This window comes from Pseudomonas fluorescens, assembly GCF_902497785.1.
Lineage (GTDB): Bacteria > Pseudomonadota > Gammaproteobacteria > Pseudomonadales > Pseudomonadaceae > Aquipseudomonas > Aquipseudomonas fluorescens_BO.
The window spans coordinates 130,588-157,214 of record NZ_CABVHK010000012.1 but is presented as its reverse complement, the minus strand read 5'-3'; the positions used below and the strand labels follow the sequence as shown (position 1 = coordinate 157,214).

The window sequence follows — 26,627 nt, the reverse complement described above, 5'->3', positions numbered from 1 at the left end:
AATCTCGCGTAGGAGCTGCCGAAGGCTGCGATCTTTTCTGCATCAATGTCAGAGATTTATTTGTAGTTTCCCGGCATAGGAAATCAAGCCATAGAGTGCTTTTTGCTCGCCGGTGCCTCCTTTTTGCGGGTCACCCCAGGCGATCACTCTGTTGTCCATCGTCAAGGCTACAAATGTATTGGTTCCCGCAAAGACCGCCCGCACATTGGTTAGCAGGTGTGAAACGCCTGAACTGTCACCACCTGTCTCGGGGTCGCCGAAGGCGATGGCTTCACCACTGCTACGCAAAACCACGGCTGCTTCATGGTTGGTGGTGATCGCCACGATGTCCGACAATGGCGCGATATTTTCCGGCACCACAGATGCTATGCCGTCCCCCCACGTGACTATCCGGCCATTGGCGCGCAATGCAATGAAGGAGTAGGAGGTGCTAGTGACATGCACGATGTCGGTGAGGTCGGCAATTTCCTCGGGAGGCGTGTCGCGTTGCGTCATACCCCAAGCCTTGATCTGTCCATTGGCCCTGCGCACCGCGATAGCGCCAGATTTACCCGCGATATCAACGATGTCATCCAAGTTGACAATATCTTCCGGTATCGGAGGAAGAGCAGTCCTGCGTCCCCATACGGCCAGTTGTCCATTGGCGCGGCGTACGGCGAAATTCCTGCCGGAGTGGGCTATTTGCACTACGTCCCTTAATTGACGGATTTCTTCCGGCAATTCACCGCCATTGTCCGGGTCGCCCCATGCGTCGACTTGACCGGTTCGACGTAGGACTGCAAACGCGTGTTGGGTGCCTACAGCACCTACAACATCGGTCAGCGTGGCAATCTTGTCTGGTAACTTGCCACCCGCTTCCTCCAATCCCCACGCAACAACTTGTCCAGTCGTCAGCAGAGCAACAAACACATAATTGCCCCCGAAGATTCCAACAATATTGGTCAGTGCGGCGATGTCTGCCGGTACAAGCGAACTTGGGTTCAATGGACTCCCCCACGCCCGCACGCTACCGTTGGCGCGCCTTACGGCAAAAGCGGCCATCGATGATTCTATTTGCACCGCGTCCTTTATTTTTTTTATCTCTTCGGGGAGTTCGCCACCGAACTCGGCCCAGCCCCAGGCATGCAAATATTGATCATCACGCCGCGCGCACATCGCCGGGAAATTAGCGCTGATGTTCAACGGATTAAGAGTCATGCGCTCTGTGCCTGAACTTACGATCAGGTGCTGATCGGGCTGGGTGTCAAAAAAGTCGTTGCCCATGACAGGCCGCCCGCCATGTTTGTAATGCCAACTGACGACCGTCGGCTCCAGGGTGTCGGCGTCCAGCGATACAAGCCTCCAACTGCGGGGATGGAACGCGCCAATCGCACTATTGCAACACCGTGCGCCCATGACGACGAACTTGCCTGCGCTCTTTGCATGTTGATTCTGGCCGGAGCCCGACGATGTAGGGTTCATGACAGTGCGTCTCCTTGAGGCAATCTCTGTTGCAAATTCAGCTATCAGAGTCTCTGGGAGTGGCGCTGGCTACTGTCAGATTTGACAGAAGCGACAAGTGGTCATGAAATTGTTGCAGGTGGCGCGATCGCTGCAAAGCGAGGAGTCAAAGTCGAAGGATCGCGGTCTTCGGCAGCTCCTACAAGGTATCTCGCGTAGGAGCTGCCGAAGGCTGCGATCTTTTTTGCATGAAATGTCGAATCAGTAATCATCCCCGCGATCAGTAATATCCTTCTCGATCATCGGCGCATCCGGATCCTGCCCCTCGGGAAACTTGCCCTTCAAATTCCACGCAAACGCAATAATCTCGGCAATCGTGCGATACAACTCCTGCGGAATGCTGTCCCCCAGCTCCATCTTCGCCAGCAGTCTCACCAGTTCGGCATTTTCGTAAATCGGCACTTCATAATCACGGGCGATCTTGAGGATTTCTTCCGCCAGAGCTTCGTCGCCCTTGGCGGTGAGGGTAGGGGCGTGGGTGCCGTCGTATTTGAGGGCGATGGCCTGGCGTGGCGTCTCGGGATTTCTCATGCGGTTTCGTCGACCCAGCGTTGTTCCAGACGGGTTTTGGGACCTTGCGGCGGTGTGCCGAGGTGGCAATCGAGATCGCCGACGTTCAGCCCGCACGTCAGCAAGCGTTCGCGCAGCGCCGCCAGATTGCTCTCGATCAGGCTGGCGGTGTAAGGCCGTTCGGCCCACAGCTGACTGGACAGGCTGCCCTGAATCAACTGCGCCTGAATCTGCAACGGGCCCAGCGGTTCCATGTCGAAAGCCAGCTCGACGCGCCACAATTGTTGCTTCGGCTCGCGTTCATCGCGGCGTTCATGGGGCTCGTCTTTTTCTGGTGCTTCCTCGCGCTGAAACTTCACCTGCAACGGCACGATGTCCTGCAGGTTGCGCATCGGGATTTCCAGCTGCCAGGTGCTCATCAAGCGACCATCGTCGGTGACGCCGGTCTGCTCCAGGCTCGACAGTTGATGGCTTTGCAGGCGCGACACCGCGGCAGCGGCCAGCCGCAGCAAATGCTCAAGATCATCCTCGCCGTCCATGCTTTGCAGGAAGCGCTCCGGTAAAGGAAAGCTGGTCGGCTGCGGTTTGGCGCTGACCTGACCAAGCATGCCCAGAGCGCTGCGTACGAAATTCGGCATGGCTTGGGCCAGGGTGTTGGCAGCAATAATTGCGTTGAGATTGGTGTTGCCCGGCAGCCCCGGTGTCAGTTGCGCGATCAGTTTGAGCAGATCGCCTTTCATGTCCGGAGCCAGCGTCGGATTTTGCCCGGCGAGCAGCTTGGCTTCGAGGAACAGGCCGCTGTTGGCCAGGGCCAGCGCCAGACCTTTAGGCGTGCTCAATTGCTGTACGTCCGGTAGCCCGGCGAGCAGTTTGTCCACGGCGGCGCGCAGGTCGCTTGAGGTCTGATTTGAAGTCGGCAGGTTTTGCAGGAGTTTGAGCAGGCCATCCAGCGAGCCCTGTCGGCTTTGCTGACTGACCAGTTGTTGGGTGACCGCCAGTTGTTCCTGACGATTGCTCAGTGGGACGAATTTGAGGGTCTGGGTGTCTTGTACCAGCGCGCTCAGCAAGGTGCCAATGCGCAAGGGCGTCGGGCTGTCGAGGCTCAGGGTGCTGCCACTGAGCGACGTGTTGAGCAGGCTCACCAGCGAGCGAAACACTGTCGGCTGGCCCGGCACTTGCGGCATCACCTGAGAGGTCAGCACCTTGCCTTGCAGCAGCGTGCCCGCCGGCAGTTGCGTGGTGTCGATGCGGGTGAGGGCGGCGACACTGGAGGCGATGGCCTGCTGCACGGTGATCGCCAGGTTGCTGGCCGACGGCTGAGTGATCGCGATGTTCGTGCCCTGCGGCAACGGTTGACTGCTGCTGGCCTGAACGGTGGTTTGCCGGCCGCTCTCAAGGGTGACCTTGAGCAGCAACTGAAAGGTCTGATCTGCCTGCTTGAGCGACAACACTTCGGCCCTGGCAGTTTGCCCGGGAGTGATCAGGCCCTCCATCGGTTTGAGCAGCGTCAGCAATTCGCTACTCAGCACTGACGGCCGTGAAGTCGTCGGTGTGGTTTGCGGTAGCGGGAGGATGTTCATTTCGCCTGTCATACGCGGTCACAACCTGAAGAAATTGCCCTCTTTAGAGTAGGGCATGGCATGTATAATGCCGCCCGTCTTTCCCGGAGTGGCGAAAACATAGCATTTGTTTGACGCAGCTCTCTAGAACAGGCCGCCAATGTATCTATGCTGCATCTCTTTAGCGGCCGCGCCGCTGCCGACTTGAACCGTAAAGGCCCGTGATCTCTTGACCAGTCCTGTCCTGCAAACCGTTGCCCTCGCCTGTGAGCGAGACCTTCGGCTGCTCTTCGAAAATCTCGAATTGAGACTGGCCAGTGGCGAAATGTTGCAAATCAGTGGCCCGAACGGCAGCGGCAAGACCAGTCTTTTAAGGCTGTTGTCCGGTCTGATGCAACCGACTGCCGGTCATGTACTGCTCAACGGTCAGCCGTTGAACGAGCAACGCAGTGAACTGGCGCGCAATCTGCTGTGGATCGGGCATGCCGCCGGCATCAAGGATTTGCTGACCCCGGAAGAAAACCTCAGCTGGCTCTGCGCCCTGCATCACCCGGCGTCCCTTGAAGCCATTCGGGACGCCCTCGGTGCGGTCGGGCTGCGCGGTTTTGAGGATGTTCCCTGTCACACCCTGTCTGCCGGCCAGCAACGTCGCGTGGCACTCGCCCGTTTGTACCTGGACAGCCCGCCGCTGTGGATCCTAGACGAGCCGTTCACCGCCCTCGACAAACAAGGCGTCGCGCAACTCGAAGACCACCTGGCTGCACACTGTGAGCGCGGTGGCATGGTGGTGCTGACCACGCACCACACACTGACCCGGATGCCGACCGGTTACCGCGACATCGATCTAGGAAACTGGACCGTATGAGTGTTTTCGGCCTGCTGGTCGCCCGTGAGGCTCGCTTGCTGTTCCGTCGTCCGGCGGAGTTGGCCAACCCGCTGGTATTCTTCGCCATCGTGGTTGCACTGTTTCCGCTGGCGGTCGGCCCGGAGTCTCAATTGTTGCAAACCTTGTCTCCGGGGTTGGTCTGGGTCGCGGCCCTTTTATCGGTCCTGCTCTCGCTGGACGGGCTTTTCCGCAGTGATTTCGAGGACGGTTCACTCGAACAGTGGGTCCTTTCGTCGCACCCCCTGCCTCTTCTGGTATTGGCCAAGGTACTGGCACACTGGGCCTTCTCTGGCCTGGCACTGGTATTGCTCGCTCCACTGCTGGCGTTGATGCTCGGTTTGCCAACCGCCTGTCTGCCGGTGTTGCTGCTTTCCCTGTTGCTGGGTACACCGGTGCTGAGCCTGCTCGGTGCAGTAGGCGCAGCGCTGACGGTGGGATTGAAGCGGGGTGGCCTGTTGCTGGCGTTGCTGATTCTGCCGCTGTACATCCCGGTGTTGATTCTCGGCAGTGGCGCCTTGCAGGCGGCATTGCAGGGCATGCCGGCGACCGGTTATCTCCTGTGGCTTGGTAGCCTGACCGCCCTGGCGATAACCCTGACACCGTTTGCAATAGCTGCTGGCCTGAAGATTAGCGTCGGCGAATAATAATGAGGTCTGATCATTTTTTGATCGCTTTCTTTTGAAAAAAAGACAGACCCTGGGCTGCTCGTGATGGCGAACAGCAACCGTGATGGAAACAGTAATGAACTGGACCTGGTTTCATAAGCTCGGCTCACCGAAATGGTTTTACGGCATCAGCGGTAAACTGCTGCCGTGGCTGAGCATCGCTGCATTGCTGCTGATTGGCGTTGGCGTCGTTTGGGGCCTGGCCTTCGCGCCGCCCGACTACCAGCAAGGCAACAGCTTTCGCATCATCTATATCCACGTTCCTGCCGCGATGCTGGCGCAATCGGTGTATGTGATGCTGGCGGTGTGCGGCATCGTCGGGCTGGTGTGGAAAATGAAACTGGCCGACGTTGCCCTGCAGTGCGCGGCACCGATCGGTGCGTGGATGACCGCCGTGGCGCTAGTCACCGGCGCGATCTGGGGCAAGCCGACCTGGGGTTCGTGGTGGGTCTGGGATGCACGACTTACGTCCATGTTGATCCTGCTATTTCTGTACTTCGGTCTCATTGCGCTGGGCAACGCCATCAGTAATCGTGACAGCGCGGCCAAGGCCTGCGCGGTGTTGGCCATCGTCGGCGTGATCAACATCCCGATCATCAAATACTCGGTGGAGTGGTGGAACACCCTGCACCAGGGCGCGACGTTCACCCTCACCGAAAAACCGGCGATGCCGGTCGAAATGTGGCTGCCACTGCTGCTGACGGTGCTGGGTTTCTACTGTTTCTTCGGCGCCGTGTTGTTGCTGCGCATGCGCCTTGAAGTGCTCAAGCGAGAGGCTCGTGCCAGTTGGGTGAAAGCCGAAGTGCAGAACACCCTGGAGGCCGCTCGATGAGTTTTGCTTCATTCGGCGACTTCCTCGCCATGGGCCATCATGGCCTGTATGTCTGGTCAGCCTATGGCATCTGCCTGGCAGTGCTGGCCCTCAACGTGGCGGCGCCGATCCTGGCCCGCAAGCGGTATCTGCAACAAGAGGCGCGTCGTCTGCGCCGGGAGAACGGCAAGTGAATCCGCTGCGCAAAAAGCGTCTTATCATCATTCTCGCGATCCTCGTCGGTGTCGGCGCTGCCGTTGGCCTGGCCCTGAGCGCCCTGCAGCAGAACATCAATCTGTTTTACACGCCGACGCAAATCGCTAACGGTGAAGCGCCGCAAGACACGCGCATTCGTGCGGGCGGCATGGTCGAGAAAGGTTCGCTGCAACGTTCCGGCGACTCGCTGGACGTCAAATTCGTAGTTACCGACTTCAAAAAGTCCGTGACCATCAGTTACCGCGGCATCCTTCCGGACCTGTTCCGCGAAGGGCAGGGCATCGTTGCCCTCGGCAAAATCAACGCCGACGGCGTGGTGGTGGCCGACGAAGTGCTGGCCAAGCACGACGAGAAGTACATGCCGCCAGAAGTGACCAAGGCTCTGAAAGACAGTGGTCAATCGGCTCCAACGCCCGCGAAGGAGGGTTGATCGATGACATCCGCACTTTATAGCTCAGGGCTGTTTATCCCTGAACTGGGCCATTTGGCGATGATTCTGGCGCTGTGTTTCGCGCTGGTTCAAGCCGTGGTGCCCTTGCTCGGCGCCTGGCGCGGTGACCGCTTGTGGATGAGCCTCGCTCAGCCGGCGGCCTGGGGCCAGTTTGCCTTTCTGCTGTTTGCCTTCGGTTGCCTGACCTACGCGTTCATGGCCGATGATTTTTCCGTCGCCTACGTCGCCAGCAACTCCAACAGCGCGCTGCCGTGGTACTACAAATTCAGCGCCGTGTGGGGCGCGCATGAAGGTTCGTTGCTGTTGTGGGCGTTGATCCTCGGCGGCTGGACCTTCGCGGTGTCGGTGTTCTCCCGGCAGTTGCCGCAAGTGATGCTGGCCCGGGTGTTGGCGGTGATGGGCATGATCAGCACGGGTTTCCTGCTGTTCCTGATCCTCACCTCCAACCCGTTCGCCCGGATCCTGCCGCAAATTCCGGCGGACGGTCGAGACCTCAATCCGCTGCTGCAAGACATTGGCCTGATCGTTCACCCACCGATGCTGTACATGGGTTATGTCGGTTTCTCCGTGGCCTTCGCGTTCGCCATCGCCGCGCTGTTGGGCGGTCGCCTTGATGCCGCGTGGGCGCGCTGGTCGCGTCCGTGGACCATCGTCGCCTGGGCCTTCCTCGGCATCGGCATCACCCTCGGTTCGTGGTGGGCGTATTACGAACTGGGCTGGGGCGGCTGGTGGTTCTGGGACCCGGTGGAAAACGCATCGTTCATGCCTTGGCTGGTCGGTACAGCGTTGATTCACTCGCTGGCGGTCACCGAAAAACGCGGTGTGTTCAAGAGCTGGACGGTGTTGCTGGCCATCGCCGCGTTCTCGTTGAGCTTGCTCGGGACTTTCCTCGTGCGTTCCGGCGTACTGACGTCGGTTCACGCGTTTGCCTCAGACCCTGAGCGCGGCGTGTTCATCCTGATTTTCCTGCTGTTCGTGGTCGGTGGTTCGCTGACGTTGTTCGCCCTGCGCGCGCCAGTGGTCAAGAGCCAGGTCGGCTTCAACCTCTGGTCCCGGGAAACCCTGCTGCTGGGCAATAACCTGGTGCTGGTCGTTGCAGCGTCGATGATCCTGCTTGGCACCTTGTACCCGCTGATTCTGGATGCGATGACCGGTGCCAAGCTGTCGGTCGGCCCGCCGTACTTCAACGCGTTGTTCATTCCGTTGATGGCATTGCTGATGATGGTGATGGCGGTCGGCATGCTGGTGCGCTGGAAAGACACGCCGGTCAAATGGCTGGTGAGCATGCTGACCCCGGTGTTGCTCGGCAGTGCCGCGCTGGCTGTTGTGGCCGGCGTGGCTTACGGCGATTTCAACTGGGCGGTGATCGCCACCTTCATGCTCGCGGCGTGGGTGTTGCTGGCCGGTGTGCGCGACATTTTCGACAAGACCCGCCACAAAGGCCTGATCAAAGGCCTGCCGACGTTGACCCGCAGCTATTGGGGCATGCAGATCGCGCATTTGGGCATCGCCGTGTGCGCGCTCGGTGTCGTGCTGTCGAGCCAGAACAGCGCCGAGCGTGACTTGCGTCTGGCACCGGGCGAGTCCATGGACCTGGGCGGTTACCAGTTCGTGTTCGAAGGCGCCAAGCACTTCGAAGGCCCTAACTTCACCTCGGACAAAGGCACCGTGCGGGTGATTCGCGACGGCAAGGAAATCAGCGTACTGCACCCGGAAAAACGCCTGTACACCGTGCAGAATTCGGTCATGACCGAAGCCGGGATCGATGCCGGTTTCACCCGTGACCTTTACGTGGCACTTGGCGAACCCTTGGGCGATGGCGCCTGGGCGGTGCGCGTGCACGTCAAACCGTTCGTGCGCTGGATCTGGTTCGGCGGCTTGCTGACCGGTTTCGGCGGGTTGCTGGCGGCGCTGGACCGACGTTATCGGGTCAAGGTGAAGAGCCGCGTGCGTGAAGCACTGGGCATGACAGGAGCGACTGCATGAGACGTTGGCTGATGCTGTTGCCTCTGGCGATTTTTCTGGTGGTGGCGGTTTTCCTTTATCGCGGGCTCTATCTGGACCCGGCCGAGTTGCCTTCGGCCATGATCGGCAAGCCATTCCCGGCGTTTTCCCTGCCGGCGGTGCAGGGCGACAAGACCCTGACCAAGGCTGACATTCTGGGCAAGCCGGCGCTGGTCAACGTCTGGGGTACCTGGTGCGTTTCCTGCCGGGTCGAGCACCCGGTGCTGAACAAACTGGCGGAAAAAGGCGTGGTGATTTACGGCATCAACTACAAGGACGTCAACGCCGATGCCTTGAAGTGGCTGGCGGAATTCCACAACCCGTACCAGATCGACATTCGTGACGACGAAGGCACTTTAGGCCTGAACCTCGGCGTCTACGGCGCTCCGGAAACCTTCTTCATCGACGCCAAGGGCATCATTCGCGACAAGTTCGTCGGGGTGATCGACGAACAGGTCTGGCGTGAAAAACTGGCGGCCAAGTATCAGGCGCTGGTGGATGAGGCCAAGCCATGAAGCGCTGGATAGCGGCTGCTGTTTTAGGCTTGAGCCTGGCCGGCGTGGCGCACGCGGCCATCGACACGTACGAGTTCGCCAAAGAAGGCGATCGTGAGCGTTTTCGCGAGCTGACCAAAGAGCTGCGTTGCCCCAAGTGCCAGAATCAGGACATCGCCGATTCCAATGCACCGATTGCCGCCGACCTGCGCAAAGAGATTTTCCGCATGCTCGGCGAGGGCAAGGACAACCAGCAGATCATCGATTTCATGGTCGATCGCTATGGTGATTTCGTCCGCTACAAACCCGCGCTCAACGCCAAGACCGCCTTGCTCTGGTTCGGCCCGGCCGGCCTGTTGCTGGGTGGTGTGGTGCTGATCGCCGTGATCGTCCGCCGTCGTCGCGTTCAACGCGCAGACATACCGGGCACGCTTTCCTTAGATGAGCGTGAGCGTCTCGACCACCTGTTGGATAAAACCAAGAATGATTGATTTCTGGCTCGCTGCAGGTCTGCTACTTCTGGTTGCCCTGAGTTTTCTGCTGATCCCCGTTCTGCGCGGTCGTCGTGCGCAACTTGAAGAAGACCGTACGGCCTTGAACGTCGCGCTGTATCAGGAGCGCGTGGCTGAGTTGCAGACTCAGCAGGAAGAGGGCGTTCTCGACACCGCGCAAATGGACACCGGTCGCGCCGAGGCGGCCCGTGAACTGCTCGCCGACACTGAAGGCGTCGAGGCACCGCGTGTGTCGCGCCTTGGCAAGCCATTGCCGTTGCTCGCAGCGATTCTGGTGCCGGTGCTGGGGCTTGGGTTCTATCTGCATTTCGGCGCGAGCGACAAGGTCGAACTGACCCGCGAGTTCGCCCAGGCGCCGCAATCGATGGAAGAAATGACCCTTCGCCTGGAACGCGCCGTCGCGGCTCAGCCGGATTCGGCAGAAGGCCTGTACTTCCTCGGTCGCACGTACATGGCACAGGATCGCCCTGCGGATGCGGCGAAGATCTTCGAACGCACGGTGAACCTCGCCGGTCGTCAGCCGGAACTGTTGGGGCAATGGGCGCAGGCCCAGTACTTTGCCGACGGCAAGAAGTGGTCGGACAAGGTTCAGGCCCTGACCGACGAAGCGTTGAAAGCCGACCCTAAAGAAGTCACCAGCCTCGGCCTGCTGGGCATTGCCGCGTTCGAAAGCGCGCGGTACCAGGACGCCATCGACTACTGGAATCGCCTGCTGACGCAACTGCCACCGGAAGACAACTCCCGCACCGCGCTGCAAGGCGGAATTGAACGAGCCACCGAGAAGCTCCTCGCCAGCGGCGGCAAAGTCGCTGAGGCACCGGTCGCCAAGGTCGCGGCATTGCTCAAGGTCAGCGTCGATCTGGCGCCAGAACTCAAAGCCAAGGTTCAGCCAGGCGACAGCGTGTTCATCTTCGCCCGCGCCACCAATGGCCCGCCAGCACCGCTCGCGGCGAAACGCCTGACCGTCGCCGACTTGCCGGCGACCGTTGAACTGGGCGATGCCGATGCAATGATGCCGCAGTTGAAACTGTCGAACTTCCCTGAAGTCCAACTGGTTGCGCGCATCTCCCGCGCCGGCCAACCGACCGCCGGTGAGTGGGTCGGTCGCAGCCAGCCACTGGCGAGCAGCACCACCGCGGCGCAAAAACTGACCATCGACAGCCCAGACAAATAACAGGAAGCACCGCCATGACCGCTATCGCTCGTATCACCCTGCTCAGTCTGGTTATGGGGTTAAGCGCGTGTGCGGTCCAGCGGCCGGAGCCGACACCGCTGCCGCCGATCCCGCCCTCGCAGCCCCGCCCGACACCGTCAACGACACCTGCGCCGAGCAAACCGAGCATTCCGGCCAAGCCCGCCAAACCACTGCCACGCACCTCCGCCAGCTTCGCCCCGCCACCGGGCGGTAACAGCCATTGGGACGCGAAAATGGGCGTGTATGTGCTGGATGACCAGACCAACACCTTCTACCGCCAGCGTACCTACTACCGCTGGAACAACGGCTGGAGCCGGTCGATCAGCCCCAACGGGCCTTGGGAGGACACCGATATTCATGGCGTGCCGGGCGGTTTGGGACGGCAATTCGGGGAGTAAATCAGCAGTAGCGCCAGGCGACCTTCGGGTCGCCTTTTTGTTGCCGCGACAAAATAGCGAGCCGGGTCTGGAGAGTGGAAAACACACCCTGCAAAACTACCGAACGTCATGCACGGCAATTTTGTGCTTGAATAAATATAACTCTAGAGTTACGTTTGTTTAGGCCGGAGCCAGGAGGCGAATGGTGCAGAGCAGGTTATTGATCAAGGAGCTGCAGGAGGCGGGTTGGGCGCTGGACCGGATTGCCGGGAGCCATCACCTCTTCACTCACCGTTACAACCCTTACACGATTCCCGTTCCCCATCCGAAGAAGGATTTACCCATCGGGACGGTTAAGAGCATCAGGAGGCGAGCCGGGCTTTACTGCCCGCCAGCCAGTTACGCAGGAGATCCATAATGCAATATCCAATCTGTATCGAGTGGGGCGACGAGAACACCGCCATCGGTATTCAGATCCCCGATATTCCGGGTGCCGTCACGGCCGGGGACACGTTTGAAGACGCTTACAACGCAGCCATCGAGATTGCCCACATCATGCTTCAGGAAATAGCGGCTGACGGGGAGTCGATACCGATGCCGACATCGGCCGCTGTCCATCGTGGCAACCCTGACTTTGCCGACATGGGCTGGGGAATGCTGGAGCTGGACATTGCGCCGTACATGGGTAAGACCGAGAAGGTCAACGTGACGTTGCCCGGTTATGTCATTCAGCGCATTGACCGGTATGTGCGTGAGCATAATGTGAAAAGCCGCTCTTCCTTTCTCGCGGATGCGGCGATGGAGAAGTTGGTTCGGCTCTGAGTGCTGTCAAGGCCATCACCTTCGCGGGCAAGTTGTATCGCCCGCGAAGGTTTGACGCTTAAGCGGTCGCCAACGAAGCTTTCTGCGAAACCCTCAAAAACCGCAACAAGGCCAACAGCGGAAACGCACTACCCACTATCACGATCCACAACCATCCACCCTGTTCATACACGGCACTTGCCACTGAGGAGCCAAACGCGCCACCGATGAAAATGCTGGTCATGTACAGTGCATTCAAGCGGCTACGGCTTTTGGCGTCGAGGGCGTAAACCGCGCGCTGGCCGAGCACCATGTTCATCTGCACGCAGAAGTCGAGTACTACGCCAGTCACCGCGAGACCGATCACGCTGTAAACAGGGTGAATGAACGCCGGCAGGAAACTCAGGCTGGCGAACACCAATGCCAGTAACGAAGCGATGCGGGTGTGTCCGGCATCTGCCAGGCGACCGGCGATGGGCGCGGCAATCGCACCGATTGCACCGACCAGGGCGAAGATCGCGATCTGGGTTTGCGACAACCCGTGATTGCGCGCCAGTTCCAGCGGCACGGCAGTCCAGAACAGGCTGAACGTGGCGAACATGCAGCCCTGATAAAACGCCCGTTGTCGCAAGACCGGCTGCTGACGCAACAGCGTCCACAACGAACCCAGCAACTGGCCGTAGGACGCCGTGTGATCAGGCTGGCGCTTGGGTATCGTCAATGCCAGCACCATGCTGATCGCCGCCATCAACAGCGCCGCAATCACAAACATCGCGCGCCAACCGAAGTGATCCGCCACGACGCTGGACACCGGTCGTGCCAACAGAATCCCCAACAGCAAACCGCCCATGATTGCGCCGACCACGCGTCCGCGAGACTCCTCCGGCGCCAGGTGCGCAGCCAGTGGAATCAGGATCTGGACTGACACCGAACTGAAACCCACCAACAACGAGATCAACAGAAACACGTTGGGCTGATCGGTAAACGCGGCGCCCAGCAGACTGGCAATTGCCACCACGGTGGTGATGATCATCAACCGACGGTTTTCCAGCAGATCACCCAGCGGCACCAGGAAAAACAGGCCCAGGGCATAGCCAATCTGGGTGAGCGAAACGATCAGGCTGGCCATGGTGCTGGTCAGGCCGATGTCGGGCGCAATCAAGCCAATGATTGGTTGGGCGTAGTAGATGTTGGCAACGATGGCGCCGCAGCAGAAGGCAAACAGCAGCACCATGCCTTTGGTCATCGTCGCGGCACCGTGGGGCACCTGGGTCGCTGGTTTCATAACGGTCTCGTTGAGCAAAATGGAATGCGCGCAGGCTAAGCGCCCGGCCGGGAGGGCGGAAGTGAGTTTGGAGTGATAGTAATTATTCCTTTGCGGAATGGGGGACACTGAAAACCCGCGCCAGAAGCGTCAGGCGTGATGATACATTCACTTACATCGTGGTCGACAGCGAGCTTGGATTCCTTACTCGGACTCCGTGGGAGCGAGCCTGCTCGCGAATGCTGCAAGTCGTTCACGTTAATGGGGCTGATACATCGCATTCGCGAGCAGGCTCGCTCCCACAGTAGTTCGGTGGCGCGGCAAAAAATCCGCATAAAAAAGGCGACCTCTGGGGTCGCCTTTTCATTGCTCTCAGGAATTATTGACCGCTGTAAATCTGATCAAAAACCCCGCCATCGTTGAAGTGAGTTTTCTGCACGGTGCGCCAGTCACCAAAGGTTTTCTCGACCGACAGGAAATCCACTTTCGGGAAGCGGTCGGTGTACTTGGCCAGCACCGCCGGGTCACGCGGACGCAGGTAGTTGGCGGCGGCAATTTCCTGACCTTCCGGCGACCACAGGTACTTCAGGTATTCCTCGGCCGCAGCGCGAGTGCCTTTCTTTTCGACAACTTTATCGACCACCGATACCGGCGGCTCGGCTTCGGCGGAGACGCTTGGGTAGACGACTTCGAACTGATCGCGACCAAACTCGCGGGCAATCATTTCCGCTTCGTTTTCGAAGGTCACCAGCACGTCGCCGATCTGGTTGGTCATGAAGGTGGTGGTGGCTGCACGGCCGCCAGTGTCCAGCACCGGTGCCTGCTTGAACAATTTGCCGACGAAGTCTTTGGCCTTGGTCTCGTCACCGCCGTTTTTCAGCACATAACCCCAGGCCGATAGATAGGTGTAGCGCCCGTTGCCCGAGGTTTTCGGGTTTGGCACGATCACCTGCACGCCGTCCTTGAGCAGGTCGGGCCAGTCTTTCAGGGCTTTCGGGTTACCTTTGCGCACGATAAACACGGTGGCCGAGGTGAATGGCGCGCTGTTGTTCGGCAGGCGGGTAACCCAGTTGTCCGGGACCAGTTTGCCGTTGTCGGCCAGTGCGTTGATGTCAGTGGCCATGTTCATGGTAATGACATCAGCGGGCAGGCCATCGATCACCGAGCGCGCCTGTTTGCTGGAGCCGCCGAAGGACATTTGCAAGGTGATGTTTTCATTGTGCTCGGCTTGCCAGTGTTTCTGGAAAGCCGTGTTGTAGTCCTTGTAGAAATCGCGCATCACGTCGTAGGAAACGTTGAGCAGGGTCGGTGCGGCCTGAGCCACGCTGGTGAGTGCCAAGCCAGCGGCCAGTAGTGAGGCGCCAAAAAGTTTTTTCACTGCGCATTCCTTGTTCGATTTGTAGGAGCTGCCGAAGGCTCGGGCCGCGTTCGGACGATCTTTTGATCTTTAAGAGAAACATCAAAAGATCGCAGCCTGCGGCAGCTCCTACGATTGTTGTCGGTTGTTAAAGGTGTTGCCACCGTTTTGCCAGCGACTATAACTGCGCTCGCATAGTCCTTTAAAGATTAAAAAGCACTTTGCTTATTCCAGTTTCTTAAACAGCGCATTGCCACACCGCGAACAGAATGCTGCGCCATGCTCGTGGCTGTTTTTCCTGCACACCGGGCAGTCGTGTTGCAACTGTTCACCGCGCATGGCGTTGGCCAGTTCGGCGGTGAAAATCCCGGTCGGCACGGCGATGATCGAGTAACCGGTGATCATTACCAACGATGAAATCACCTGTCCCAGCGGCGTTTTCGGCACGATGTCGCCAAAGCCCACGGTGGTCAGCGTCACGATGGCCCAGTAAATGCCTTTGGGAATGCTGGTGAAGCCGTGCTCCGGACCTTCGATCACATACATCAAGGTGCCGAACACGGTGACCAGCGTGCAGACGCTGACCAGAAACACCACGATTTTCTGCTTGCTGCCACGCAGCGCCGACATCAGGTAATTGGCTTGCTTAAGGTACGGACTGAGCTTGAGCACGCGGAAAATCCGCAGCATCCGGATGATCCGGATAATCAGCAGGTACTGAGCGTCGGCGTAATACAGCGCAAGGATGCCGGGCACGATGGCCAGCAGATCCACCAGCCCGTAGAAGCTGAACGCGTAGCGCAACGGCTTGGGCGAACAATACAGACGCAGGCCATATTCGATGGCGAAAATGACGGTGAAGCCCCACTCGATGTACGCCAGCACGTTGGCGTAGTTCTGGTGGACCGTGTCGATGCTGTCGAGCATCACGGTGACAATGCTGGCGAGGATGATCAACAGCAGGATGCCGTCGAAGCGTCGTCCCGCCTTGGTGTCACTCTGGAAAACCATGACGTAAAGCTCTTCACGCCAGTTTTTGCTGCTGTCCATGGATAACGCCTGAACCAATGATCAGCGAAGCCTAGGTTGATTGTCCTCCAGAGTGCAAGGCGTATGGGTGACAGCGGCCTTGCCGAGTATCAGAACAGCCGTGCGAATCAGCCAGCAGGCGAGGATGAACGGTGCCGTCAGCGTCGGCAGGCCGATGGCGGCAAATAATGGCGTCAGCAACAGCGCTGATGCGATGCCGACCAGCGGCAACCACGGCTGCTGGCGCAGGGCGCTCAAGGCGAGGGCGGCGAGTATCGCGTTATAGCCGCCGAGCCCGAGCAATGCGCTGTAAAAGTCGTGATGCAACAGGCTCCAGCCCATGCCCGCGACAGACGCCAGCGACGCCCAGCAGAATGCGCGGCGGTCAGCGATCAGCAAACCCGCCGCAATCATCGCACCGGCCAGCGGATGACCGAGGAACATCACCTGGCCGAAGCCTTGGAGGGGGGCAACGAGCAGGTTCAACGTATTGATTTCAATCAAATGCGCTGTTGCCGAAGGTGTGGCGAAGCACAGCAGCACCCAGCCCAGCCCCACGAAGGGCGCCGTATAGGCCGGCAGGTAGAGGCTGACCCGGACGCGTTTGAGCCACTGTTGAGTGATCATTGCACTCAGCCCGCCCGCAGCGATAATCAGCGGCGGCAATAACGCCGACCAGGGGAAATACAGGCTCAGCAATACGCCGAGCAGAATGCCGTTGTAGCTGAACAGCCCGGCCTGGCGATCGGCCTTGGCGTAATTGCGACGTTGCGCAGTGAGCAGGCCGGCAACACCGCCCAACAATGCGCCGCCGAGCAGTGTCGGCGCGGTAAACAGGATTGCCAACAGGCACAGCAGCCCAAACAGCGGATGGCGCTGGAGGAAGATCTGGCTGAAGCCGTTGAGCAGGGCAGTCGCCCAGTCGGGGCAGTGGGTGTTGAAGTGGTTGGCAGGCATGATGAAGTCTGTGGGCAGAGGAAAATCAAAAGGTGTTGCACAACTCTGTGGCGAGGGAGCTTGCTCCCGCTGGGCTGCGGAGCAGCCCCAATTCGGCAAATGCGGTCTTTCTGTTGGAACCGTCATGCCAAAGCGACGACTGCTGCGCAGCCGAGCGGGAGCGAGCTCCCTCGCCACAGGGGTGATTTGTCAGATCAATGTTTCGATACGCAACGAGTTAGTCGACCCAGGCTGCCCAAACGGCACCCCCGCAGTGATCAACAATGTATCGCCGCGCTGCGCCATGCCTTGGGCCTGGGCAATTTCCAGCGCCGTCGAGCACACTTCATCCACTTGGCGCAGCCGGTCATTCACCACCGAGTGCACCCCCCACGCCACCGTCAACCGGCGAGCCGTCTGCAAGTTCGGCGTCAGGTTCAGAATCGGCACCGTCGGCCGTTCCCGCGCCGCCCGCAGACTCGACGTGCCCGACTCGCTGTAGTTGACCAGCACCGCCACCGGCAACACGTTGCTGATACGACGGATCGCACAGCTGATTGCATCGGAAACAGTCGCCTCAGCCTTGGGCCGGCTGACATCCAGTTGAGTCTGATAATCCGGACCGTTTTCCACCTGACGAATGATCTTGCTCATCATCTGCACGGCTTCCAGCGGGTACTCACCGGACGCGGTTTCCGCCGACAGCATTACCGCATCGGCGCCTTCGGCCACCGCATTGGCGACATCGGTAACTTCGGCGCGGGTCGGTGCCGGGGAGAAGCGCATCGACTCCAGCATCTGCGTCGCCACCACCACCGGTTTGCCGAGTTCGCGGCAAATCCCGATGATGTTTTTCTGAATCTGCGGCACGCTTTCGGCCGGTACTTCGACCCCGAGATCACCCCGGGCCACCATGATCGCGTCGCTCAATTCGGCGATTTCACGCAGTTGAGTCACCGCCGATGGTTTCTCGATCTTGGCCATCAAAAATGCTTTGTCGCCGATCAGCTCACGGGCCTCGCGAATGTCTTCCGGGCGCTGCACAAACGACAGCGCGACCCAGTCCACACCCAGCTCCAGACCGAAACTCAAGTCACGGCGATCCTTGGCGGTCAGCGGGCTCAGTTCCAGCACCGCTTGCGGCACGTTGACCCCTTTGCGGTCCGACAACTCACCGCCATTGAGCACGGTGGTGTCGATGGCATCGGCATATTTAGTGACCACACGCAGGCGCAGTTTGCCGTCGTCCAGCAACAGGTCCATGCCCGGTTGCAGCGCGGCGATGATTTCCGGGTGGGGCAGGTTGACCCGGCGCTGGTCGCCCGGCGTCGGGTCGAGGTCCAGGCGCAAGGCCTGGCCGCGATGCAGCTGCACCTTGCCCTCGGCGAACTTGCCGACCCGCAGTTTCGGGCCTTGCAGGTCCATGAGAATGCCCAGCGGGTAATTCAGCTGGCGCTCGACTTCGCGAATCCACTGATAGCGCTGGGCGTGGTCGGCGTGATCGCCGTGGCTGAAGTTCAGGCGGAATATGTTGACCCCGGCCTGCACCAGCTCGCGGATGTCGTCGATGCCGTCGGTGGCCGGGCCGAGGGTGGCGAGGATTTTGACCTTTTTATCAGGCGTCATGTTTAGGGCTCTCGAGAATCAGAATGGCGCGGAAGTCGTTGACGTTGGTGCGGGTCGGCTCGGTAACGATCAGTGCGTCCAGCGCCTCGAAATAGCCGTAGCCATTGTTGTTGTCGAGTTCATCGCTGGCGCTCAGGCCGAGGGTGGCGGCGCGGGCGTAGCTGTCCGGGGTCATGATCGCGCCGGCATTGTCTTCGGAGCCGTCGATGCCATCGGTGTCACCGGCCAGCGCATACACGCCCGGCAGGCCCTTGAGGCTGTCGGTCAGGCTGAGGAGGAATTCGGCGTTGCGCCCGCCACGGCCATTGCCGCGCACGGTGACCGTGGTTTCGCCGCCAGACAGAATCACGCACGGCACCGGCAATGGCTGGCCATGCAGGACCACTTGGCGCGCGATGCCGGCGTGGACTTTGGCGACTTCGCGGGACTCGCCTTCGAGGTCGCCGAGAATCAGCGGGCTGAAACCGGCCTGACGCGCTTTCACCGCAGCAGCTTCCAGCGACTGTTGCGGACGGGCGATCAATTGGAAATGACTGCGTTCCAGGCTCGGGTCGCCGGGTTTGACCGTCTCCGATTCCGGGCTCTGCAACCAGTTGCGCACCGACACCGGGATTTCAATGCCGTAGCGCTTGAGGATCGCCAAGGCTTCGGCGCTGGTGCTGGGGTCGGCCACGGTCGGGCCGGAGGCAATGACCGTGGCGAGGTCGCCCGGCACATCGGAAATGGCGTAGGTGTACACAGTGGCCGGCCAACAGGCTTTGCCGAGACGGCCGCCCTTGATCGCCGAGAGGTGCTTGCGCACGCAGTTCATCTCGCCGATGGTCGCGCCGGATTTGAGCAGGGCTTTGTTGATCGATTGCTTGTCGGCGAGGGTGATGCCTTCGGCCGGCAGCGCGAGCAATGCCGAGCCGCCGCCCGACAGCAGGAAGATGACGCGGTCGTCTTCAGTCAGGTTGCTGACCAGTTCCAGCACGCGTTTCGCAACGGCCAGGCCGGCGGCATCCGGCACCGGATGTGCCGCTTCGACCACTTCTATTTTTTCACACGGAGTGCCGTGACCGTAGCGGGTGACCACCAGGCCGGACACTTCACCCAGCCAGCAGCGCTCGACCACCTGGGCCATGGCGGCGGCCGCCTTGCCGGCGCCGATGACGATCACGCGACCGCTGCGGTCGGCAGGCAAATGGGCTTCGAGGACGTGCTGCGGATGGGCGGCGTCGATGGCTGTGGCGAACAGCTCGCGCAGGAATTGTTGCGGATCGACCGACATGGCGGGCTCCCGGAATTCTTGTTATTTGAAGGGCAACTCGGTTCCCTGTGGGAGCGAGCCTGCATGTGGCGAGGGAGCTTGCTCCCGCTGGGTCGCGAAGCGGCCCCAAAAGCTTTACGACTGCTTCGCAGCCGAGCGGGAGCAAGCTCCCTCGCCACACAAGCCCGCTCCCACAGGTTTTTGTGCGGGTGTTAATTATCGCGAATCGAGAAATTCGCCATGTGTTCCAGGCCTTTGATCAACGCCGAGTGATCCCAGTTGCTGCCACCGATGGCCGCGCAGGTGCTGAACACTTGCTGGGTGTTGGCGGTGTTGGGCAGGTTGATGTTCAGCTCTTTTGCACCTTGCAGCGCCAGGTTGAGGTCCTTCTGGTGCAGGCTGATGCGGAAGCCCGGATCGAAGGTGCCTTTGATCATGCGCTCGCCGTGCACTTCGAGGATTTTCGACGAAGCGAAACCGCCCATCAGCGCTTCACGCACCTTGGCCGGATCGGCACCGTTTTTCGACGCGAACAGCAGGGCTTCGGCCACGGCCTGGATGTTCAGCGCCACGATGATCTGGTTAGCCACTTTCGCGGTTTGCCCGTCGCCGTTGCCGCCGACCAGCGTGATGTTCTTGCCCATCGCCTGGAACAGCGGCAGAGCGCGTTCGAAGGCATCGGCATCGCCGCCGACCATAATGCTCAAGGTCGCCGCCTTGGCACCGACTTCACCGCCGGACACCGGCGCGTCGAGGTACTGCGCACCTTTTTCGTTGATTTTGGCCGCGAAGGCTTTGGTGGCAGTCGGCGAGATCGAGCTCATGTCGATGACGATCTTGCCTTTGCCAACACCGGCCGCGATGCCGTCAGCGCGGAACAGCACGTCCTCGACCTGCGGGGTATCCGGGACCATGACGATGATGACTTCAGCTTCCTGCGCGACTTCTTTCGGGTTCGCCAGCGCGATTGCGCCCGCGGCGATCAGGTCAGCCGGTGCGGCGTCGTGGTGCGCCGACAGGAACAGGCTGTGGCCGGCTTTCTGCAGGTTCAACGCCATTGGGTGGCCCATGATGCCGGTGCCGATAAATCCGATTTTAGCCATGAGAAATTCCTCTTGTTTTTATGAACAGCCGTAGGAGCTGCCGAAGGCTGCGATCTTTTGATTTTGATTTTGATTTTGCTTTTGAAGGTCAAGATCAAAAGATCGCAGCCTCCGGCAGCTCCTACACGGGATCTGCGTCAGATCGCGTTATGGGTTTTCAGCCAGCCCAGGCCCGCTTCGGTGGTGGTCAGCGGTTTGTATTCACAGCCCACCCACCCCTGATAACCAATGCGGTCCAGGTGTTCGAACAGGAAGCGGTAGTTGATTTCACCGGTGCCCGGTTCGTTGCGCCCGGGGTTGTCCGCCAATTGCACGTGATTGATTTCACTCAGGTGCGACTGCAGCGTGCGGGCCAGGTCGCCCTCCATGATTTGCATGTGGTAGATGTCGTATTGCAGGAACAGGTTGGCGCTGCCGACCTGTTCGCGAATCGACAGGGCTTGCGCCGTGTTGTTCAGGTAGAAACCGGGGATGTCGCGGGTATTGATCGCTTCCATCACCAGCTTGATGCCCGCCGCCTGCAGCTTGTCGGCGGCGTATTTGAGGTTGGCGACGAAGGTTTTTTCCACGGTGGCATCGTCAACGCCTTGTGGACGAATACCGGCCAGGCAGTTGACCTGGGTGTTGCCCAACACCTGTGCGTAGGCAATCGCCAGATCGACCCCGGCGCGAAATTCCTCAACCCGGTCCGGCAGGCAGGCGATCCCGCGCTCGCCCTTGGCCCAGTCACCGGCCGGCAGGTTGAACAGCACCTGAGTCAGGCCATTGGCATCGAGCGTGGCCTTGATCTCGGCGGAGCTGAAGTCGTAAGGGAACAGGTATTCGACACCACTGAAGCCGGCCTTGGCGGCCGCTTCGAAACGGGCGAGAAAATCCTGTTCGGTGAACAGCATGGACAGGTTGGCTGCGAAACGCGGCATGGTGGTCTCCTGATAGAGATAAAAATGATGACCGGGTAGGAGCTGCCGCAGGCTGCGATCTTTTGATCTGCAACTTTTAAAGTCAAAAGATCGCAGCCTGCGGCAGCTCCTACCGGGATGACACCGGCGCCATCAACGATAGCGAATCAATCCAGCAACGAAATCGCCGTCGGCGCATCGTTGCCGACCAGCGCCAGGTCTTCGAATTCGTTGACGGCGTTGATCTCGGTGCCCATGGAAATATTGGTCACGCGCTCCAGAATAATCTCGACGATCACCGGCACCTTGAACTCTTCGATCAGTTCCTGGGCCTTGCGCAGGGCAGGCTGGATCTGACCCGGTTCGAACACTCGCAGCGCCTTGCAACCGAGGCCTTCGGCGACCGCGACGTGATCGACACCGTAACCGTTGAGTTCCGGAGCGTTCAGGTTATCGAAGGACAGCTGCACGCAGTAGTCCATGTCGAAACCGCGCTGGGCCTGACGAATCAGCCCCAGGTACGAATTGTTTACCACAACGTGGATGTACGGCAGCTTGAACTGCGCGCCCACCGCCAGTTCTTCGATCATGAACTGGAAATCATAGTCGCCTGACAGTGCCACGACCTTGCGGGTCGGATCAGCCTTGACCACGCCCAGTGCTGCCGGAATAGTCCAGCCCAACGGGCCGGCCTGGCCGCAGTTGATCCAGTGACGCGGCTTGTAGACGTGCAGGAACTGCGCGCCGGCAATTTGCGACAGACCGATAGTGCTGACGTAGCAGGTGTCTTTGCCGAACACCTGGTTCATCTCTTCGTACACGCGCTGCGGCTTGACCGGCACGTTGTCGAAGTGAGTCTTGCGCTGCAGGCTGGCTTTACGCTGCTGGCAATCTTGCAGCCAGGCGCTGCGGTTTTTCAGTTTGCCGGCGGCTTGCCACTCGCGAGCGACTTCGATGAACACGGTCAGCGCGGCGGCGGCATCGGAAACGATCCCCAGGTCCGGGTTGAACACGCGGCCGATCTGGGTTGGCTCGATGTCGACGTGAATGAACTTGCGGCCTTCGGTGTACACGTCGATCGAACCGGTGTGACGGTTGGCCCAACGGTTCCCGACGCCCAGCACCACGTCGGACTTGAGCAGGGTGGCGTTGCCGTAGCGGTGCGACGTCTGCAAGCCGACCATGCCGACCATCAATGGGTGATCGTCCGGAATCGTGCCCCAGCCCATCAGGGTCGGGATCACCGGAATACCGGTCAGCTCGGCAAACTCCACCAGCAATTCGCTGGCGTCGGCATTAATGATGCCGCCACCGGCAACCAGCAGTGGACGCTCAGCCTGATCGAGCATGGCCAGGGCCTTCTCGATTTGCACGCGGTTCGCGGTGGGCTTGGCCAGCGGCAGTGGCTCGTAGGCATCGATGTCGAATTCGATTTCGGCCATCTGCACGTCAAACGGCAGGTCGATCAGCACCGGGCCAGGGCGGCCGGAGCGCATTTCGTAGAACGCTTTCTGGAACGCGTACGGCACCTGGCCCGGTTCCATGACGGTGGTCGCCCACTTGGTCACAGGTTTGACAATGGTGGTGATGTCGACGGCCTGGAAATCTTCTTTATGCATGCGGGCGCGGGGAGCTTGCCCGGTAATGCACAGAATCGGGATCGAGTCGGCCGAGGCGCTGTAGAGGCCGGTGACCATATCGGTACCCGCCGGGCCGGAGGTGCCGATGCACACGCCGATGTTGCCAGCCTTGGTGCGGGTGTAACCCTCGGCCATGTGCGAGGCGCCTTCAACGTGGCGAGCGAGGACGTGATCGATGCCACCGACCTTTTGCAGGGCGGAGTACAGCGGGTTGATCGCGGCGCCGGGGATGCCAAAAGCGGTATCAACCCCTTCACGGCGCATCACCAGAACGGCGGCTTCGATTGCTCTCATTTTGCTCATGGTTTTGTGCCTCTTACGTTTTGTAATTGTATACAAGTGGCTTTGCGCAGAGTGTATTCACGGCGGACGGCGCAGGTCAATCCATTTTCTCAAGCGGTCGTTTCATTCGTCGGAAGCCTGCATTGCTGTGGCTTTTCGTCGCATGTGGCGCTTTTCGAAAATTATTGTATACAAAAAAATACATCATTGTGTTCTATTTGTTGCATCGGACTGCGACGCAGGCGCGCAGTCCCTCCGCTTTCCCTAAAACAAAATGAGGACGGCACCATGAGCGCTTTAACCTTGAAAGTGGCAGTCAACCTGACCAGCCAGGCCATCTCCGCCGCGCGTGCAATCAACGCGGCCCCCTTGACCATCGCCGTGCTGGACGCCGGCGGGCATCTGGTCTCCCTGCAACGCGAAGACGGCGCCAGCCTGCTTCGGCCGCAAATCGCCATCGGCAAAGCCTGGGGCGCCATCGCCTTGGGCAAAGGCTCCCGCCTGCTGGCGCTGGACGCCCAGCAACGGCCGGCGTTTATCGCGGCGTTGAACAGCCTGGGGCAGGGCAGTGTGGTGCCGGCACCGGGCGGTGTGCTGATTCGGGATCAGGACGGGAATGTAGTCGGGGCGGCAGGCATCAGCGGCGATCTGTCGGATGTTGATGAACAGTGCGCGATCAATGCGATCGAGGCATTGGGGTTGAGGGCGGATGCTGGGGTTACTGCTTGATTTGCGGCGCCTGATCTAATGCTATCGCGGGCAAGCCCGCTCCCACAGGATCTACGGGGTGACACAAAATGTGTGAACACCCTCGATCCCTGTGGGAGCGGGCTTGCCCGCGATGACTGACTGCCAGACACATCAAGCTAAAAAACTGCCTCAGTCTCTAGCAACCACAGGTCTAGTCTTCTGATGAATTCATCATGAGAACGCAAAGGAATGCCTGACTTGCCTGCCTCACATCGCCTGCGCCTTGGACGCTATGGCGAATCCAATCGAGTTTACCTGCTCACCACCAACACACTTGATCGCAAGCCGGTCTTTACCGATCTCGCTTTGGGCCGAGTGGTGGTTCAACAGTTTCGCCGGGCACAAGATCTCGGATTGGCCAGATCACTGGCTTGGGTCGTCATGCCCGACCATTTTCATTGGCTGGTCGAATTGGAAAACTGTTCGCTCAGAAAGCTGATGCGCCAGACTAAATCGCTGATTACGAGGGAGGTGAATCTGTCGAGCAGTCGAGAGGGGCCGCTTTGGCAGCAGGGTTATCACGACCGGGCATTGAGGCGGGAGGAGGATTTGGTGAAATTGGCCCGGTATGTCGTGGCAAACCCACTGCGGGCCGGGCTGGTTGAAAAGCTTGGGGACTACCCGCTGTGGGATGCCATCTGGGTTTGAGCCGGCACCGAGTCGCCTTCATCGCTGGCAAGCCAGCTCCCACAGTTTTCTGTGTTGAATTCAAATTCTGTGGACGACACAAATCCCTGTGGGAGCTGGCTTGCCAGCGAAGAGGGCCGCGCGGTCTACCGATCGGGCTCACACCCCTTCAACACCAACCGGATAATCGTCTGCGCCGCCGCTTCGTAATCTTCTTCATCCAGCTTGGCCTTGCCGGTGATGGCAGTGATCTGCCAGTCGAAGTCGGCGTAGGTCTGGGTAGCGGCCCAGATGCTGAACATCAGGTGGTTGGGGTCGATGGCGGCGATCTGGCCGCGGTCGATCCAGGTCTGGATGCAGTCGATGTTGTGCCTGGCCTGGCCGTTCAACTGTTCGACCAGGTCGGCACTCAGGTGCGGCGCGCCGTGCATGATTTCGCTGGCGAACACCTTGGAGGCGAAGGGCAAGTCGCGGGAGATGCGGATTTTCGAGCGGATATAGCCACTGAGCACTTCACTGGGTACGCCGTCGGCATTGAACGGTGTCGAGGCCTGCAGAATCGGCTCGATGATACTTTCCAGGACCTCGCGGTAGAGGTTTTCCTTGGATTTGAAGTAGTAGTAGACGTTGGGCTTGGGCAATCCCGCCTTGGCTGCGATGTCACTGGTTTTGGTCGCAGCGAAGCCCTTGTCGGCAAATTCTTCACTGGCGGCACGCAGGATCAGTTGTTTGTTGCGCTCGCGGATAGTGCTCATAAACCAGGGGGTTCCTTGCCTGTTCTGGCGGTTGCGCATGGTAGCACCGGCCTCGCGCGCCGCTCAAGAATGCCCCGTGGGGTACTCGGCCGCGCTATGCTGCGCAGCATTCATTCCAGAAGGAAACGTGATTCATGGCAGGAAGCAGTTTACTGTTGCTGATCGACGACATCGCGGCCGTGCTAGACGATGTGGCGTTGATGACCAAAATGGCCGCCAAGAAGACCGCTGGCGTACTCGGCGACGATCTTGCTCTGAATGCCCAGCAGGTCAGTGGCGTGCGTGCCGAACGGGAAATCCCGGTCGTGTGGGCCGTCGCCAAGGGCTCGTTCCTCAACAAACTGATCCTGGTGCCGTCAGCGCTGGCGATCAGTGTGTTCATCCCGTGGCTGGTCACGCCGTTGCTGATGGTCGGTGGCGCTTACCTGTGCTTCGAGGGGTTCGAGAAACTCGCGCACAAGTTCCTCCACAGCAAGGCTGAAGATCAGGCTGAGCATGCACAACGGGTCGAGGCGGTGGCCGACCCGGCGGTTGATCTGGTGGCGTTCGAGAAGGACAAAATCAAGGGCGCGGTGCGCACTGACTTCATTCTGTCGGCGGAAATCATCGCCATTACCCTCGGCACCGTGGCGGACGCCCCGCTGACCCAGCAAATCATTGTGCTATCGGGCATTGCCATCGTCATGACCATCGGCGTCTATGGCCTGGTGGCCGGGATCGTCAAACTCGATGACCTGGGCCTGTGGCTGACGCAGAAACCGGGTCAGATGGCCAAAAGCATCGGCGGCGGGATTCTGCGCGCGGCGCCCTACATGATGAAAAGCCTGTCGGTGATCGGTACCGCGGCGATGTTTCTGGTCGGTGGCGGGATTCTCACCCATGGCGTGCCGGTGGTTCACCACTGGATCGAAGGCGTCAGCGCGGCGGCGGGCGGTGCCGGTTTTATCGTACCGACGTTGCTGAATGCGGTGGCGGGGATTGTTGCGGGGGCGGTGGTGTTGGCGGTGGTGATGGTGGTCAGCAAGATCTTCAAGGCGATTAAAGGCTGAAACCTGGCACTTCAATGTGGGAGCCGGCTCGCTCCCACAATTGTTCTTTGGTGTTTGAAAAAAACGCATGAAAAAGGCCA

28 protein-coding genes are annotated in these 26,627 nt (G+C 59.9%); 15 read left to right on the top strand and 13 right to left on the bottom strand.

All coding sequences use genetic code 11. The annotated features are described in order from the left end of the window. Positions 1–48: 48 nt before the first annotated feature. The 3 genes from F8N62_RS19100 to F8N62_RS19090 form a co-directional block, all read right to left on the bottom strand. The gene (locus tag F8N62_RS19100; protein WP_150712135.1) at positions 49–1,461 is read right to left on the bottom strand and encodes an RCC1 domain-containing protein; all 1,413 of its coding nucleotides are present in this window, start codon (positions 1,459–1,461) and stop codon (positions 49–51) included. Between the two features lie 240 nt (positions 1,462–1,701). Next, complete coding sequence (locus tag F8N62_RS19095; protein ID WP_150712134.1) at positions 1,702–2,031, bottom strand: EscU/YscU/HrcU family type III secretion system export apparatus switch protein; 330 nt, start codon at positions 2,029–2,031, stop codon at positions 1,702–1,704. Further along, entirely contained in the window at positions 2,028–3,602 is a 1,575-nt protein-coding gene (locus tag F8N62_RS19090) for a flagellar hook-length control protein FliK (protein WP_150712133.1), read from the bottom strand. Before F8N62_RS19090 ends, F8N62_RS19095 begins: the two co-directional genes overlap by 4 nt. 196 nt (positions 3,603–3,798) lie before the next feature. On the opposite strand from F8N62_RS19090, the gene ccmA reads away from it, so the two are divergent. The 12 genes from ccmA to F8N62_RS19030 all read left to right on the top strand — a co-directional run bounded on the left by ccmA (position 3,799) and on the right by F8N62_RS19030 (position 12,002). After that, positions 3,799–4,434 (top strand): cytochrome c biogenesis heme-transporting ATPase CcmA, encoded by a 636-nt coding sequence (ccmA, locus tag F8N62_RS19085; protein WP_150712132.1) that lies wholly within the window; start codon positions 3,799–3,801, stop codon positions 4,432–4,434. Further along, positions 4,431–5,099, top strand: coding sequence for a heme exporter protein CcmB (gene ccmB / locus F8N62_RS19080; protein ID WP_150712131.1), 669 nt, complete (start codon positions 4,431–4,433; stop codon positions 5,097–5,099). The genes ccmA and ccmB overlap by 4 nt, the downstream gene beginning before the upstream one ends. Positions 5,100–5,196: 97 nt before the next feature. Next, entirely contained in the window at positions 5,197–5,952 is a 756-nt protein-coding gene (locus F8N62_RS19075) for a heme ABC transporter permease (protein ID WP_150712130.1), read from the top strand. Beyond that, complete coding sequence (gene ccmD, locus F8N62_RS19070) at positions 5,949–6,125, top strand: heme exporter protein CcmD (protein ID WP_008055370.1); 177 nt, start codon at positions 5,949–5,951, stop codon at positions 6,123–6,125. The genes F8N62_RS19075 and ccmD overlap by 4 nt, the downstream gene beginning before the upstream one ends. After that, positions 6,122–6,577, top strand: coding sequence for a cytochrome c maturation protein CcmE (gene ccmE, locus F8N62_RS19065; protein WP_150712129.1), 456 nt, complete (start codon positions 6,122–6,124; stop codon positions 6,575–6,577). Before ccmD ends, ccmE begins: the two co-directional genes overlap by 4 nt. Before the next feature lie 3 nt (positions 6,578–6,580). Then, positions 6,581–8,584: a heme lyase CcmF/NrfE family subunit gene (locus tag F8N62_RS19060; protein ID WP_150712128.1), complete on the top strand. Its 2,004-nt coding sequence runs from the start codon at positions 6,581–6,583 to the stop codon at positions 8,582–8,584. Continuing rightward, positions 8,581–9,117, top strand: coding sequence for a DsbE family thiol:disulfide interchange protein (locus F8N62_RS19055; protein ID WP_150712127.1), 537 nt, complete (start codon positions 8,581–8,583; stop codon positions 9,115–9,117). The genes F8N62_RS19060 and F8N62_RS19055 overlap by 4 nt, the downstream gene beginning before the upstream one ends. Beyond that, positions 9,114–9,587 (top strand): cytochrome c-type biogenesis protein, encoded by a 474-nt coding sequence (locus F8N62_RS19050; RefSeq protein WP_150712126.1) that lies wholly within the window; start codon positions 9,114–9,116, stop codon positions 9,585–9,587. Before F8N62_RS19055 ends, F8N62_RS19050 begins: the two co-directional genes overlap by 4 nt. After that, positions 9,580–10,782: a c-type cytochrome biogenesis protein CcmI gene (ccmI, locus tag F8N62_RS19045; protein ID WP_150712125.1), complete on the top strand. Its 1,203-nt coding sequence runs from the start codon at positions 9,580–9,582 to the stop codon at positions 10,780–10,782. The genes F8N62_RS19050 and ccmI overlap by 8 nt, the downstream gene beginning before the upstream one ends. Before the next feature lie 14 nt (positions 10,783–10,796). Continuing rightward, positions 10,797–11,201 carry a hypothetical protein gene (locus F8N62_RS19040; RefSeq protein ID WP_150712124.1) on the top strand — a complete coding sequence of 135 codons (405 nt, stop codon included), beginning with the start codon at positions 10,797–10,799 and terminating at the stop codon, positions 11,199–11,201. A gap of 184 nt (positions 11,202–11,385) precedes the next feature. Then, positions 11,386–11,598, top strand: coding sequence for a type II toxin-antitoxin system HicA family toxin (locus F8N62_RS19035; protein WP_150712210.1), 213 nt, complete (start codon positions 11,386–11,388; stop codon positions 11,596–11,598). Continuing rightward, the gene (locus F8N62_RS19030; RefSeq protein ID WP_150712123.1) at positions 11,598–12,002 is read left to right on the top strand and encodes a type II toxin-antitoxin system HicB family antitoxin; all 405 of its coding nucleotides are present in this window, start codon (positions 11,598–11,600) and stop codon (positions 12,000–12,002) included. The genes F8N62_RS19035 and F8N62_RS19030 overlap by 1 nt, the downstream gene beginning before the upstream one ends. A gap of 58 nt (positions 12,003–12,060) precedes the next feature. Here F8N62_RS19030 and F8N62_RS19025 read toward each other — a convergent pair whose 3' ends face one another. The 9 genes from F8N62_RS19025 to gcl all read right to left on the bottom strand — a co-directional run bounded on the left by F8N62_RS19025 (position 12,061) and on the right by gcl (position 23,387). After that, positions 12,061–13,266, bottom strand: a complete 1,206-nt coding sequence (locus tag F8N62_RS19025) for an MFS transporter (protein ID WP_150712122.1) — start codon at positions 13,264–13,266, stop codon at positions 12,061–12,063. Positions 13,267–13,624: 358 nt separating this feature from the next. Further along, positions 13,625–14,623, bottom strand: coding sequence for a sulfate ABC transporter substrate-binding protein (locus tag F8N62_RS19020; RefSeq protein WP_150712121.1), 999 nt, complete (start codon positions 14,621–14,623; stop codon positions 13,625–13,627). Positions 14,624–14,827: 204 nt separating this feature from the next. Then, complete coding sequence (locus tag F8N62_RS19015; protein ID WP_150712120.1) at positions 14,828–15,652, bottom strand: ion transporter; 825 nt, start codon at positions 15,650–15,652, stop codon at positions 14,828–14,830. Positions 15,653–15,673: 21 nt separating this feature from the next. Beyond that, entirely contained in the window at positions 15,674–16,588 is a 915-nt protein-coding gene (locus F8N62_RS19010) for an urea transporter (protein ID WP_150712119.1), read from the bottom strand. Positions 16,589–16,777: 189 nt separating this feature from the next. Beyond that, positions 16,778–18,193, bottom strand: a complete 1,416-nt coding sequence (pyk, locus tag F8N62_RS19005; RefSeq protein ID WP_150712118.1) for a pyruvate kinase — start codon at positions 18,191–18,193, stop codon at positions 16,778–16,780. Further along, positions 18,183–19,463 carry a glycerate kinase gene (locus F8N62_RS19000; RefSeq protein ID WP_150712117.1) on the bottom strand — a complete coding sequence of 427 codons (1,281 nt, stop codon included), beginning with the start codon at positions 19,461–19,463 and terminating at the stop codon, positions 18,183–18,185. Before F8N62_RS19000 ends, pyk begins: the two co-directional genes overlap by 11 nt. A gap of 191 nt (positions 19,464–19,654) precedes the next feature. Further along, entirely contained in the window at positions 19,655–20,545 is an 891-nt protein-coding gene (locus tag F8N62_RS18995) for a 2-hydroxy-3-oxopropionate reductase (protein WP_150712116.1), read from the bottom strand. 137 nt (positions 20,546–20,682) lie between these two features. Continuing rightward, positions 20,683–21,465: a hydroxypyruvate isomerase gene (gene hyi / locus F8N62_RS18990; RefSeq protein WP_150712115.1), complete on the bottom strand. Its 783-nt coding sequence runs from the start codon at positions 21,463–21,465 to the stop codon at positions 20,683–20,685. Positions 21,466–21,611: 146 nt separating this feature from the next. Then, positions 21,612–23,387 (bottom strand): glyoxylate carboligase, encoded by a 1,776-nt coding sequence (gene gcl, locus F8N62_RS18985; protein ID WP_150712114.1) that lies wholly within the window; start codon positions 23,385–23,387, stop codon positions 21,612–21,614. 267 nt (positions 23,388–23,654) lie between these two features. Between gcl and F8N62_RS18980 the strand changes: the two genes are divergently transcribed. Both F8N62_RS18980 and F8N62_RS18975 read left to right on the top strand, forming a co-directional pair. After that, positions 23,655–24,095 carry a GlcG/HbpS family heme-binding protein gene (locus F8N62_RS18980; RefSeq protein ID WP_150712113.1) on the top strand — a complete coding sequence of 147 codons (441 nt, stop codon included), beginning with the start codon at positions 23,655–23,657 and terminating at the stop codon, positions 24,093–24,095. A 210-nt stretch (positions 24,096–24,305) separates the two neighbouring features. Further along, on the top strand, positions 24,306–24,764 hold the full coding sequence (locus F8N62_RS18975) for an REP-associated tyrosine transposase (protein ID WP_150712112.1): 459 nt from the start codon (positions 24,306–24,308) through the stop codon (positions 24,762–24,764). 125 nt (positions 24,765–24,889) lie between these two features. Here the strand turns inward: F8N62_RS18975 and F8N62_RS18970 are convergent, their stop codons facing one another. Further along, positions 24,890–25,498, bottom strand: a complete 609-nt coding sequence (locus F8N62_RS18970) for a TetR/AcrR family transcriptional regulator (protein ID WP_150712111.1) — start codon at positions 25,496–25,498, stop codon at positions 24,890–24,892. 134 nt (positions 25,499–25,632) lie between these two features. Here F8N62_RS18970 and F8N62_RS18965 point away from each other — a divergent pair, with 134 nt between their 5' ends. Then, positions 25,633–26,547 carry a DUF808 domain-containing protein gene (locus tag F8N62_RS18965; RefSeq protein ID WP_150712110.1) on the top strand — a complete coding sequence of 305 codons (915 nt, stop codon included), beginning with the start codon at positions 25,633–25,635 and terminating at the stop codon, positions 26,545–26,547. Positions 26,548–26,627 lie beyond the last annotated feature (80 nt).